The sequence below is a fragment of the Psychromonas arctica DSM 14288 genome, assembly GCF_000482725.1.
In the GTDB taxonomy this organism is placed as follows: Bacteria; Pseudomonadota; Gammaproteobacteria; order Enterobacterales; family Psychromonadaceae; genus Psychromonas; species Psychromonas arctica.
Map to the genome: position 1 here is coordinate 1 of NZ_KI519484.1, position 13,479 is coordinate 13,479.

Genomic DNA, 13,479 nt, shown 5'->3' on the forward strand with positions numbered 1-13,479 from the left:
GCTGTAAAAAGCAGGGAGTAAGTGGCTCTACTGCTTTAACGCTATTGTTGAATGGCATGCTACCTAATATTTTTATCCCTGCTGAGTAGTTACATAATAAATAAGTTATAATTTCATTTATTATTTATCTCAAGATGTAATTATGTCTAAATCATTAAAGCAACCCGAGTCACTTAAGTACCTTTCTGCGTATTCGCATCAGGTGCAAACTCAAATACAGACCCTACTTGATCAAGATAAATTAGGGGAATTTTTGTTCAAAAAATACCCCCATCAACATAATATTAATAACGATAAATTATTGCGTGATTATGTAATGGATATTAAAAACCGCTATTTACGTAAGTCATCGCCGCTTAGTAAAATCATTTATGATAAAAAAATTCACGTAGTGAACAACGCACTGGGTTTACATACTTTTGTTTCAAGAGTGCAGGGTAGTAAATTAAAAAGTAAAAATGAAATCCGAGTGAGTGACGTTTTTAAAGTTGCACCTGAACCATTTTTAGAGATGATTGTGGTTCATGAATTGAGCCATATTCGTGAGAAAAATCATGATAAAGCTTTCTATCAGTTGTGTGAGCATATGTTGCCGGATTATCATCAATTAGAGTTTGAAATGCGCTTATATTTAACGCAGTTAGAGCTCAAAGACGGGATTTACTAGTTTATCTACAGCAAGACTATATAGGGTTGTGATGGCAGAAAGCTAATTGACGGCTACTTATTTGTTCCTAAGTACGCTTTTAATTGCACCATCCCTTGATCTATTGACACTAATGCTTGGTAGTTAAAATCTTGTTTTGCGGCACTTATATTAAAGTAATGGCTGGTGGATAGCTGCTTTGCTACAAAGCGCGTCATGATTGGTTCATTGGTGTTGCTGGTGCGTAAGTACCACCATTCTAATAGAGTGCCAACTAAGTAAGCGAGGTGACTCGATATTCTAGCGGTGACTTTCGGTAAATTTGCTGCTGATAATATTTTATTGAGCATAGTCGCCATTAAAATAGGCTCATCGTTACTTAAAAAGTAAGCTTTTCCCGCACACTGTGAGTTTTCTTTATTCAATTCTACTGCAGCAAGCAGATGCCCATAAACGGCATTATCAATATAAATAGTATCCACCAATTTATCTATCTTACCTACTAGTTTTAACTTACCTGCTTTAGCACGCTCAATTACTCTAGGCACTAAATGCGGATCGTATGGCCCCCAAATAAGATGTGGCCTTAAGGCAACTGTTTTTAAATTTGCTGTATTTTGTTGTAGTACTTTCTGTTCAGCGACGGCTTTCGATAGGCCATAAAAATTAAGGAATTGTTTTGCGTAGGGCTGCGATTCATCAATGTTAGTTTCATCTTCGCCACTAAAAGTGACACTGGGTGTACTGGTATAAACTAGTCGCTTAATATTGTTTATTCGGCATGCTTCAATAACATTCTCTGTACCCAGTACATTGGGTGTGAAGTAACTTTTTTTATCTCCCCATACACCAGCTTTTGAAGCAACATGAAATACAATCGAGCAACCTTGCATTGCATCAATCAACGATTGTTTATCCTGTAAGTCACCTTGAATTAATGTTATACCAAGAGCTTGTAAATGTGGGTAATGTCCACGACAAAATCCAACTACGTTAATATTCGCTGCGCGTAAATAACGACATAATGCCGTCCCTAAAAATCCACCTGCACCAGTAACGAATATACAATCAACTTGCTTACTGAGTTTAGACAAAATGGACTGTTGCTGAGGGTGAAGATCAGAAAAGAGAAGGGGAGTTATCGCCATAATTTATCTCGTTGTAGTTAGTACTTGGCTATGTGAACCATATAGAATTTACTCAATTTGTTGCTGTGCCCATATCGCCAGTTTTTCTCTGAATATCTTAGCATTATGCCGAATATCCATTGGAAATTTGTTATGAATATAAAAAAGCTCAATACCTTGTGTTTGTGTGTGTTGTTTAGCTATTTCTTGTAATTCAGGAAATAAACGAGATGAATCATAAGTATTACTACTTTCAACTTCGATGCAAATAGCGGGAGTGACTTTTCTATCTATAACAACCGTCACTAGTGCACTTCGTTTAATACTTTTATGTGTATTAAATATTCGTTCACAAGGAATAGAATAATAAGGTTTATTGTACGCTAGGTGATTAGATAAAACTTGATGGGCTTTGCGACCACACATCCATAATTTACCTTGGTCGTCCAGATAACCTAAATCACCCATACGGTGACGTACACCGTTACCATCTTTAATTTTAGCTTGTTTTGTTGCTTGCTGACGATGGTAATAAGCGGCACTTACTTGCGGACCTTTTACTACAATCTCACCTATTTCAAAGGGGGCTAATATTAACTGTTGGTGCCATGTATTTATATTTTGCTCAGTGTTCTTAATAATTTTTATGTCTACATGTTCAATAGCATGGCCCACACAAATGCCACCACCTTGTTCGGTAATGTTAGTGGTGGTTAATAATTGCTGACTACCGATTTTACTTATAGGTAATGATTCTGTCGCGCCATAGGAGTTAATCACCTCAGCATCACCGCTTAACATTCGGCTAAATAGATTAATTGCGTCTAAAGAAGCAGGTGCTCCTGCGGAAATAACACGTTTAATGCTAGACAAAGTGTGCTGTTGTTTTTGTCCTGCTTGGCCTAATACGTCTAATAAAGCCGGGTTCGCAAATAGGTTGCTACATTGATACTTTTCAATAGCGGCAAAAATATAGTTTGGGTTGGCTTTAATTGGTTGGCTGGCATCCATATCTGGCACAATAGATGCCATTCCTAATGCAGGACCAAATAGTGAGAATAGAGGAAATGTCGCTAAGTCCGCTTCACCCGGTTGAATTTTGTAATCATTTTTCAATACGCTGATTTGCGCCTCGAACATGCTATGGCTATAAACCACCCCTTTAGGGGTTCCAGTGCTACCGCTGGTAAATAAAATAGCAGCCAACTGATGGGGATTAAGTTGCTGTATTGAGTAGTGTTTAGCGCGAGGGTATTTTTTTAATATACTTGATAGTTGAATACCACCAAAAATAGCCGGACCATTAACATTAATAATATGTTTAATGGTTTGCTTACCCCATGAAAAAATCAATCTTGCAAGGTGTGCTTTGGGGATGCCGATAAAAGCATCAGGTTGTGACTCTTCAAAGCATTGCTTGAGGTTGTTAACTCCCATTCCTGGATCAACTAAAATGGGAATAATACCTGCTTTAAAAAGAGCAAAGGTAAGGTTAAAAAATGCGATACTTGGGGTAACCATAAGTACTGCTTTGTCGCCTGCTTTAAGACCCCATTGATTTAGTGCATAGGCGATATCATCGCTTTGTTGATGTAATTCAGCAAAGGTTAGCTGTTGATAAGTTAACCCTTTTATCGTCTTTTTTTGTACACTAACCGCAAGATTTTCAGGAAACTTTTTTGATGCTGTCACTAAGTGTCGGCACAAGTTCCCTTGTTTGTTATTTTGGTTTTTATTGGATATTTTTTGTGGTTTACGTGCATTGGACATTTATGTGTTCTTACTCATAAATGTTTTCACTATATCGATTACTTCACGACTTGCGTCTTCAAGAATATAATGACCGCAGTCTGCGAACTCGTGCACCTGTGCGTGTGGCATTTTTTGTTTCCAAACACTTAAAAAGTATTTATCAAAAACAAAATCCTGTAATCCCCAACAAATGACAGTCGGAACATTCTGAAATTGTTGCAAACCTGCATCAATACTTTCTACTAACTGGTAGTTGCGGTGATGCGGTAATAAAGGAATATCTTGTACAAATCGAAGTGTTGAAATACGATTTTTCCAGGAGTTAAAAGGCGCAACATAGGCTTTACGAATTTCATTAGGCATTTTATTGCGTTTTACACCTACGTATGAAGCTACTGACGAGAAGGCATTAAAACCACGTACAAGTACTGTGCCTAAGTACGTATTTCTACAAATCCATAATGGGATTGGAAATTTTTTCGACTTAGGTAAATTAAACGCGGCCGTATTTAAAATAACTAAACGTTTAATTCGCTCTGGGTGACGTGCTGCATAACCCATTCCGATCATGCCTCCCCAGTCATGTACGACTAAGGTAATATTTTCTTTTATATCTAGGCTATCCAGTAAGGTTTCAAGGTCATCGATACGTTGTGCCAATGTATAGTCATAGTCTTTATCTAATGGTTTATCTGATAAGCCACAACCGATATGATCCGGTACGATACATTGATAGTTTGAACTTAACGCGCTTACCAAATTTCGGTAATAGAATGACCAACTAGGGTTACCATGTACCATCACAACTGGCTCGCCAGAACCTTCATTTATGTAATGGTATTTTTGACCATTTAGGTCTAAAAAATTGCGTTTGAATGGCAATAAATTATCAAGACTCATGTTACCACTCCAATCCAAGCATCATACAATTCAAACCACTGCCTATTCCTAAGAAGCTGACATTGTCACCTTTTTGTAGAAACCCTTGTTCATCTGCTAATGCAGCGGTAACGGGCAGTGAAACGGTTCCCATGTTACCGAGGTATTGATAAGTCGGAAATTCTTTTCCAACGGGAATATTTAACGCAGCAAGGACCTGTTTTTGATTTGCAGAACCTACTTGATGACAAATTACTTTATCGACACTATCTACTGTCCATTGTTGCTGCGTTAAAAAATGTTGCCAAGTATCAAACGCTAAGGCGACACCTTCTTTCAGTAATGGGACTGCATTGGTACGCATAAACTCTCGATGTAATTTAAGACCAACTTCTTGTAAACCCCATTTACATAAATCATGATGTTGTGGAGCAGAAAGGTGGCTAGCACCTAATAGTTTGTGTTGACGTTGATTATCTAACTGCAATGAACCATCCGTCAGCAATACTGCAACAGCACCAGAGCCACCAGTTAACGTTGCCAGCGACTGTGAAAAATTTTGAATGGTAGGATTGGATATCATATTGTCGATAGTGATATCAACAATATGCCGTGCAGATTCGCAAGACACAACTAAACCGGCTTTGATTTGGCCTAATTCAATGCGGTTTGCGATGTCTAAAATACCCGATAACACACCTAAACATGCGTTACTAATATCGTAAATAGCGGTACTCTTATTAACACCAATTTCTGCAGCGATACGACAAGCTGTCGCTGGCTCATGTTGGTCGCGACATACTCCCGTATAAACAACTGCACCAATATCTTCTACATTAATGCCTGTTTCATTTAATGACTTTTTTGCTGCTTCGATGGCACCATCCGATAACCGATGATCACTTGGCCACCAACGTCTATCTTCAATGCCCGTTAAGGCAGCAAGTTGACCAGCTGGTATACGTAACTTTTGATATAAAGGCGCAAGACGAGCTTCTAAATCTTTACTTGAAACGACTTCTGGGGCTAATTCATAAGCCATACTATTGATATAAACGCGGGAATATTTCATTAAGTTGTAATTTTTCTCATTAATGCTTCAAAAAGGACCAATTTAATCAACCCTTAAACCGGAGGCGTAGGTTACCGTATATTCTGACTTTAACAAAGTCCAATCCTAAACTGACCGCTAAATACTGTTAATTTTGATCAAAATTAGCTCGTTTTAAGACTTTAACGGTTTGTTTTTGTTTATATAACTTAACCATTGACGCGGTATTTTCATTTTTTCATCAATATACTTTGCTACAGGTAAGCTTTCTTTATTTATTTTGCTTGCTAAAATCTCTGCTAATAAAGGGGCGCTACATAAACCTCGAGAACCTAAACCTGTTAATAAGTAAGCATTAGGTAACGATGCTATAGGGTAGTTGATAGACCCATTCATTTCATAACTTTTTTTAAGACTATCATAATCGGTTAATTCACCTACATAGGGGAAATGATCTCGGGTTGTACAGCGAATGGCTGTATGAGCTTGATCATTTAACACAATATTATCTACCCATGTTTTGTCTGAAATACACTTTTTTAATTTTTGGTGGTTATCGTTTTGCTCTGTTTCACGATACGCCGTATCACTATCATGGCGCTTAAATGTAGCTCCCATACAATGTTGGACTGCTATTGCTGGTGTTAAATAGCCTTCATGACACAGGGTTCGTTTTAATGCAGTAAGTTCAGGCGTCGACTCGATATGGCTGACTTGGCCACGTGCAGCGGATAGGGGGACGGCTCGACACTGTTGAAAGTTAAGTGAATCAAAGCCCGCCGCAATAACCAGAGTTTGATGCTTAAAAATACCTGTATTCTCTGTAGCACTTTCTGTTTGGTTTTGATGAGCCATCGCGTGTATTGACAAATCTATCATATCTTTAGCTGAGGTGTTTGTTGAAGTACTTGGCAGCTTTCTTTTTAATATCCATTGATCATTATTTTTATTTTTTGCATCTTGGTCATAGTAAATCTGCTCGATATGATGATCGCAATGAATAGTGACATTGTCATATTCAGCTAACAAGTGTGCTAACGAAATTATTAATTGGCGAGGACTTAACCATCCTGCTCGAGGATAATATAAAGCAGGGTGGTCAATTTCGACACCAGCTAATTGGTTTGTTGAGTTTGCATCTATCCAATGTACTAATTGTTCAGGTAAACCTGCCGTTTTTATTTTTTGTAATTTCTTAGTCGAACTTGAGTCGTATGCGAGCTGAATTAAGCCATTAAACTGATGTGCAAAAGGGTGACGTTGATTAATATCTTGGTAAAAATTTAACGCGAACTGGTAGGCATTACTGAATAATTGCCCGAGTGCATCATGCCGTTCATTCAAAAGAGGATATAAGGCTCCTTGTAAATTACCTGATGCTCCACTGCCTAGTGTTTTATCCGAACAATAAACTGTTACCTTGTGATCGCGTTTTGCTAATGCAAGTGCTGTGCATAATCCAGCAATACCACCACCAATGATGGCTATGTCATTTACTACGTTAGGTACCGTTTTAATCGCTTCTTTTATGATCGTTCGACGGTCATCAATTGGGTTAATAGCATGGCCATCTATAGAGGTGCTTTCAGGTAGTTGTCCTACTAGCATTTCACGTTTTTTTCCGTAACCTTTACGTTTTAGCATAGTAAAACCGGCTTCATTTAACGCTCTTCTTACAAAGCCTGCCGCAGTAAAGGTGGCTAATGTTGCTTGTGGTTTAGATAGCGCCACCATTTTTTTAAATAATATTAGATGCCACATATCCGGATTGGTATTGGGGTTAAAACCATCAAGATACCAAGCATCTGCAATACCATTGTGCTCGTTACTCAGATTGTCTATTTGTTTATTAATATCACCAAACCATAAATCCAAAATAATATTACCACCATCAAAGAATAATCGATGACATCCGAGCAGTGGCATCGGATATTGCACCACAAGCGAGTCAAGTAATTCGCTAAATTGTGGCAATTTTTGCAGGCTTAACTGGATATCATTGCTAGTAAGCGGGTATTTTTCAAAGCTAATAAAATGTAAACGTTGCAGTGGTTTGTCTATATTATTTTTTCTAAAATTGATGAACTGTTGTGCGCTATTAACAAAATTGAGACCCGAACCAAAGCCAGTTTCTACGATACAGAACTGTTTTTGTTTAAAATTACCCCATCTTTGAGCTAAATCGTTGCCTTCAAAAAAAACATATTGAGATTCGCAGTGACCTTGATTATTATTAAAATAGATATCATCAAACATAGTCGAATATGGCTCGGACTGATCTGACCAGTTAAGTTGTGCATGCTTAATTATATTGTTTTTGGCTTGAGACAAGTTATATTCCTCTATATATGCGATCATATTTCATAACAGTCAGGTTGATTTAAGAAAATTGGTTAACTTTTGATGATCATATAATTAGTCCCTCAAGCAATAAAGGCTTAATAATGAAAAGAGCAGTAATTACAGGTATCGGTATTGTTTCTAGTATTGGTAACAATAAAGAAGAAGTATTAGCATCACTTAAAAGTGGCAAGTCAGGCATTACATTTTCTGAACAATTCAAAGAAGTTGGAATGCGTAGCCAAGTTTGGGGTGATTTAAAAATCAATCCTTCAGAGCATATTGACCGTAAAGTAATGCGTTTCATGGGTGATGCTGCGGCATATACTTATCTTTCAATGCAACAAGCAATTGCTGATGCACAATTACCAGAAGACATGGTTTCTAATGTACGTACTGGTTTAGTAGCAGGCTCTGGCGGTGGTTCTTCAAAAAACCAAGTCGATGCATGCCAAATTATGAAAGACAAAGGGGTTCGTCGCGTTGGTCCTTATATGGTACCGCGTACGATGGCGAGCACAACTTCAGCTTGTGTAGCAACACCTTTCAAAATTAAAGGGATCAATTATTCAATGAGCTCTGCATGTGCGACAAGTTCACATTGTATTGGTCATGCCCTTGAACAGATCCAACTTGGTAAGCAAGATATTGTTTTTGCCGGTGGTGGTGAAGAATTAGATTGGACTATGGCTTGTGAGTTTGACGCAATGGGCGCACTTTCAAGCAAATACAATGAAACTCCAGATAAAGCATCTCGTACTTATGATTCAAAACGTGATGGTTTTGTTATTTCTGGCGGCGGCGGTATGGTTGTTGTTGAAGAGTTAGAGCATGCTTTAGCTCGTGGCGCTAAAATATATGCTGAAATCGTTGGTTACGGTGCAACGTCAGATGGTTACGATATGGTTGCTCCTTCTGGTGAAGGTGCGGTACGTTGTATGCAACAAGCACTAGCTACCGTTGAAGGCAAAGTTGACTACTTGAATACACATGGTACATCAACGCCTGTTGGTGATGTAAAAGAGTTAGAAGCGATCAATATTGTTTTTGGTGATAATGCGCCAAAAATCAGTGCTACTAAATCACAAACAGGGCACTCATTAGGTGCGGCCGGTGTTCATGAAGCAATTTATAGTTTATTAATGATGGAAAATGACTTTATTTCTCCTTCTTGTAATATTGAAGAAGTCGATGAGAAAGCGCTTAACCTTCCAATCGTTAAAAACAAATCAGAAGCTGCTAAACTAGATATTGTTATGTCTAATAGCTTTGGTTTCGGTGGAACAAACGCAACATTAATCTTTAAACGTTATCAATAAAGTTTAATATTGTAATTAAAAAAGGAGCTTAGGCTCCTTTTTTTGTTTTACTGGTTTGTTAAAGCACTTAAGCTTTACGTGGTTTTTGCTGATACGTCATTAAGATCATTTAACTTAAGAGCTAAAAGTGGTTGTTATAAGTAATCCTTTTGAAAAGTTGAAACGAATACTGGTTACTTGAATATAATATATGATTTGTACAAATTAAATTGGTTAAATAAATATGAAAATTTATATTGACGAAAATATGCCGCATGGCAAAGATTTCTTTGACAGTTTTGGGGAAGTCATTACTTTCTCAGGCCGAGATGTAACTGCAGAACAGTTAAAAGATGCCGATATCTTGTTAGTACGCTCAATTACTAAGGTGAATGAAAGCTTACTCGCTTTGAACGAGCGTATTCAGTTTGTGGGTACTGCAACTATCGGTACAGATCATATTGACCAAGCTTATTTAAAACAACGTAATATTAGTTTTAGTAGTGCGCCGGGCTGTAATAAAATTTCGGTCGCGGAATATGTACTTAGTGCGCTTTTAATTTTAGCAGAGCATAAACAGTTTGTGTTAAATGACAAAACAGTGGCGATTGTTGGTGCAGGCAATACTGGTAGTGCTGTTTACGAGTGCTTAACAGCAGTTGGTGTGACTTGTAAATTGTATGATCCACCATTACAAGCCGCTGGCGACCAAAGGGCTTTTTGTGATTTTGATGACGTTCTCGCTGCTGATATTATCTCTCTACATGTGCCAAAAACCATGCGCGGTGAGTATAAAACATTTCATCTATTTGACCATGAAATACTGCAGAAATTAAACTGCAATCAAATTTTAATCAATGCTTGCCGTGGCGAAGTAGTTGATAATAAAGCTCTATTATCTCTTGCACAAGAAGAAAAAGCCCCCATATTAGTATTGGATGTGTGGGAAAATGAACCTAATATCGAAAAAGCATTATTACCTTATGTTGAACTTGCAACGCCACACATAGCCGGTTATAGCTTAGATGGTCGTGTACGAGGTACTGAAATGTTATACCAATCACTTAACCAACATTTGAATCTACCGACAACTTTAAATAGTATTGATTTTAAAGCTAAAGCAAATATTACCGACATAACTATTTCGAATAACATTAATGCAGAATTATTAAAATCTTTAGTACATTTAATATATGATGTGCGCAGAGATGATGCGTTATTTAGAGCAAAAGTAAATGATCTGAATGGCTTTGATCAAATGCGGAAAAATTATCCTGAACGTAGGGAATTATCTACATTATCAATTACTTTAATAGATCCTATTAATCCTAGTTCAAAAGCAATTGATTTAAACAGAACCGGATTTACAGTAAATAAAAATAAAAGGTAGACATGAACAAAGAATATAACATTGCACTCATTGGTGAAATTGATGGTTGTATAGAAGCAACACTGGAAGTACTTTTAAAACGAGACTTCCCAATTAATAACCTGTTCCCTCTTAGTATTGGTGAATGTGATACAAACTCAGTGATGTATTCAGGCAAGCCTGTTGATGTTATTGAAATAGAATCTTTTGATTGGGAACAAGTGGATATTGCTTTATTTGTTTCTGACCGTGATGTGGCAATGCAATGGATACCAGTAGCCAAAGAGCATTGTGTCGTAATTGATATCAGTGGTTATTACTTAGAAGATCCATCTGTGCCATTAGTACAAATGGGGATTAATGAAGATGAAATAGCTCGTTATGGTGAATCAAATATTATTGCGATCCCAAGCCCTGAAACAGCACAATTAACACTGGCTATTAAACAAATCCATCAAGAAGTAGGTATTAAACGTGTCACTGTTGCAGGATTTCAATCAGTTTCTTGTATTGGTAAAGTTGGTGTCACGGCATTGGCGGGAGAAACGGCACGATTATTGAATGCAAAAGGAGTAGAGCAGCATAAATTTAAGCAACAAATTGCTTTTAATGTTGTTCCACAAATTGATGAGTTTAATGAAGATGGTATTGCTTTTTCTGAGCTACGTTTAATGGCTGAAACAAGGCGCTTACTCAATGATCCTGAAATGGTGGTATCGACAACACAGGTTGTTGTGCCAATGTTTTATGGTTGTTCACAAGCGGTTCATATTGTAACCCATTATCCTGTTGAGCTGAGTGAAGTTGCAAACGCGCTACACCATAGTGACAATATTATATTATCAGAATCAGTTGGTGATTACGCTAATATGATTGATGATGTGGTTGGAAATGTTGAAGTTCACGTGGGGCGTTTACGTAAAGATACCTGTGATGCTGCTGGTATTAATATGTGGGTTTGTGCTGATAATGTTCATTACGGAATTGCAACGAATGCAGTGTTAGTAATGGAAAAATTAGCTTTTACCTATCTATAAAGTTGTAGTAATTACGTTAAAGTGGGCTAGATCTCAATTCTAGCCTTATTACTTGCTTTAAACATCTTCTATTACTTGTCCTAGTTTATTATATAATCATTATTATTCAGCTTTTCCTCACAAGGAACGTTTATGAAGCGCATTTTGCTTAGTCTGGTTTTCTGTTCTCCGTTGTTATTCAATGTACCTATTGTACAAGGTGTTGATTTAGTTGGTCCTAATGATGAAGACCAAGTAATACAACCCGCTGAAACAATTAAAACACCTTCGTCAAATACTACGTCCACAGTGGATACTTCTCTGGCAATTTCAAAATATGGACCTATCTCTTCTCGAGAAACTTTGTGGTCTATTGCGTCAAAATTACGTCCTGATTCAAGCGTGTCTGTATTTCAGACTTTAGTGGCAATATACAAAGCAAATCCAAGTGCTTTTTATCAAAGTGACATTAATAGAATTATTCCTAGATCGATGATCACAATACCTAGTAAAGCATTCATAGCACAACAAACAAACAAAGAAGCGGAACAATTATTAAGACCCAGTAAACCTGCACCAAAAGTAACAAAGCCTGTTGTTCTGAAAGAGGTGATCGAAACAGCTCCCGTTGAACCAGTTATTGTAGATACTAAAAATACTGACGAAAACCTGAATGATGATAAAACTAACAGTGAGTCAACCGAGGTTGTTGAACCTGAAATTATTGACCAGTTGAAAAAAGAGGCGCTAGATAAAGCCGCCGCTTTAGAAGCAAAAATCCAGTTGCTAGCCGATCAAGAAAAAGAATTTCAATTATTGAATGAGCAACTGATAGTTGCCACTGAAGCTAATCAAAGTTTAAAACTAAAACTACAACCATTAACAGATCAAGTTAATAGCCTTGCACAACAAGTAGAGGAAGATATTGCCACACAGAAAGAATTGCAGGCGATAATTGATCAATATCGTCAACAAATAGAGGCATTTGAAGAGCCTCCTTTTAGTGGGCCTGGCTTATTAAATGAAATGTTACGGGCCATGACTGGTTCCATTTCTAGCTTAATGTTAACTATTTTGGCTCCTCTATTGTTCTTGATTGCCATTTTCTTAATCATCTTACGTTTGAAATCTAAACGTGAGCTTGCGTCAAGAGAGCAAGAGATTGCAGAGTCTACTTCTATTCTGATGGAGGAAGATGGACAGTTTGATTCCCTATTAACAGATGATCTAGATGAAGATGCGGTAAATGAAGATGCGTTAAATACAGAAACTAGCAGTGATATCGATTTCACTGAAGATGCTGATCTTTCGGTAGTGACTCCTCTCGAAACTGAACAAGAGCAATCAACTGAAGCTGAAAGTGAGCTTATTACAGAAAGTGACAGTGATTTCGATATTGTTGATAGAGAGACGTTTGATGATAACGAAGTTACTGACAGTAAGAGCTCTGACGACATTGAACTAGAAAGTTCATCGATTGAAAGTACTGATGAGTTTACGCAACCGGAAACTAGTGAAGATGACCCATTTGGAATCGCAGGTTTAATTGATAGCGAAGATTTTGACATCGATTCTCTAATTGAAGGTAAAGAAGAGGTTATCGAGTTATCTGAAGTTGATCTTTCATTAGATGCCAATATTAACCAAGAAGATTTAGACCTTGCGGCGGAATGGGAGACACAACTTGCCGAAGACGTTGATAGTGACCCAGATAGTGCTATAGAAGATATTGGTCCTTCTATAAATGACGCTAATACAGAAGAAGAAGCTAAACCTGAAGATTTAAGTGAAGGCGTTGATGATATCGATGCGCTAATAGAGCAAGAAGCAGTAGCTAAACCTGATGTTGTAAATGAAGCCGTTGATGATATCGATGAACTGATCAATCAAGAAGTTGAAGCAGCAAACGAGACTGTCGTTGAATCAGCTGAAGAAGTTAAACCAGAAGTGGAAAGTGAAACTGTTGATGATATCGACGAGCTAATCAGTCAACAAGTTGAA

Annotated in this window: 10 protein-coding genes; 5 read left to right on the forward strand and 5 right to left on the reverse strand. The window is 37.5% G+C overall.

All coding sequences use genetic code 11. The features are described from left to right. Positions 1-142 precede the first annotated feature (142 nt). Positions 143-667: a M48 family metallopeptidase gene (locus H592_RS0118710; protein WP_028870119.1), complete on the forward strand. Its 525-nt coding sequence runs from the start codon at positions 143-145 to the stop codon at positions 665-667. A gap of 53 nt (positions 668-720) precedes the next feature. On the opposite strand, the gene oleD is transcribed toward H592_RS0118710, so the two are convergent. The 5 genes from oleD to mnmC1 form a co-directional block, all read right to left on the reverse strand. Beyond that, positions 721-1,794 (reverse strand): 2-alkyl-3-oxoalkanoate reductase, encoded by a 1,074-nt coding sequence (oleD, locus tag H592_RS0118715; RefSeq protein ID WP_028870120.1) that lies wholly within the window; start codon positions 1,792-1,794, stop codon positions 721-723. 48 nt (positions 1,795-1,842) lie between these two features. Next, a complete protein-coding gene (gene oleC / locus H592_RS0118720; protein WP_037072216.1) occupies positions 1,843-3,543 on the reverse strand; it encodes an olefin beta-lactone synthetase in 1,701 nt (566 codons plus the stop codon). Continuing rightward, complete coding sequence (locus H592_RS0118725; protein ID WP_028870122.1) at positions 3,544-4,425, reverse strand: alpha/beta fold hydrolase; 882 nt, start codon at positions 4,423-4,425, stop codon at positions 3,544-3,546. A gap of 1 nt (position 4,426) precedes the next feature. Then, positions 4,427-5,476 carry a 3-oxoacyl-ACP synthase III gene (locus H592_RS0118730; RefSeq protein WP_028870123.1) on the reverse strand — a complete coding sequence of 350 codons (1,050 nt, stop codon included), beginning with the start codon at positions 5,474-5,476 and terminating at the stop codon, positions 4,427-4,429. Between the two features lie 153 nt (positions 5,477-5,629). Beyond that, entirely contained in the window at positions 5,630-7,786 is a 2,157-nt protein-coding gene (gene mnmC1 / locus H592_RS0118735) for an FAD-dependent 5-carboxymethylaminomethyl-2-thiouridine(34) oxidoreductase MnmC1 (protein WP_028870124.1), read from the reverse strand. 113 nt (positions 7,787-7,899) lie between these two features. On the opposite strand from mnmC1, the gene fabB reads away from it, so the two are divergent. From fabB to H592_RS0118755, 4 genes are all read left to right on the forward strand, one after another. Next, the gene (gene fabB, locus H592_RS0118740) at positions 7,900-9,114 is read left to right on the forward strand and encodes a beta-ketoacyl-ACP synthase I (RefSeq protein ID WP_028870125.1); all 1,215 of its coding nucleotides are present in this window, start codon (positions 7,900-7,902) and stop codon (positions 9,112-9,114) included. Positions 9,115-9,337: 223 nt separating this feature from the next. Continuing rightward, entirely contained in the window at positions 9,338-10,483 is a 1,146-nt protein-coding gene (locus tag H592_RS0118745) for a 4-phosphoerythronate dehydrogenase (RefSeq protein WP_028870126.1), read from the forward strand. A 2-nt stretch (positions 10,484-10,485) separates the two neighbouring features. Next, positions 10,486-11,499, forward strand: coding sequence for an aspartate-semialdehyde dehydrogenase (locus tag H592_RS0118750; RefSeq protein WP_028870127.1), 1,014 nt, complete (start codon positions 10,486-10,488; stop codon positions 11,497-11,499). Positions 11,500-11,631: 132 nt separating this feature from the next. Continuing rightward, positions 11,632-13,479: FimV/HubP family polar landmark protein (locus H592_RS0118755; RefSeq protein ID WP_028870128.1), on the forward strand; the 1,848-nt coding region annotated here is incomplete at its 3' end.

Excerpts from the sequence above, each read along its gene's own strand:
- oleD (WP_028870120.1), bottom strand. The coding sequence starts at position 1,794 with ATGGCGATAACTCCCCTTCTCTTTTCTGATCTTCACCCTCAGCAACAG.
- H592_RS0118725 (WP_028870122.1), bottom strand. The coding sequence starts at position 4,425 with ATGAGTCTTGATAATTTATTGCCATTCAAACGCAATTTTTTAGACCTA.
- H592_RS0118750 (WP_028870127.1), top strand. The coding sequence starts at position 10,486 with ATGAACAAAGAATATAACATTGCACTCATTGGTGAAATTGATGGTTGT.
- oleC (WP_037072216.1), bottom strand. The coding sequence starts at position 3,543 with ATGTCCAATGCACGTAAACCACAAAAAATATCCAATAAAAACCAAAAT.
- H592_RS0118745 (WP_028870126.1), top strand. The coding sequence starts at position 9,338 with ATGAAAATTTATATTGACGAAAATATGCCGCATGGCAAAGATTTCTTT.
- fabB (WP_028870125.1), top strand. The coding sequence starts at position 7,900 with ATGAAAAGAGCAGTAATTACAGGTATCGGTATTGTTTCTAGTATTGGT.
- H592_RS0118710 (WP_028870119.1), top strand. The coding sequence starts at position 143 with ATGTCTAAATCATTAAAGCAACCCGAGTCACTTAAGTACCTTTCTGCG.
- H592_RS0118730 (WP_028870123.1), bottom strand. The coding sequence starts at position 5,476 with ATGAAATATTCCCGCGTTTATATCAATAGTATGGCTTATGAATTAGCC.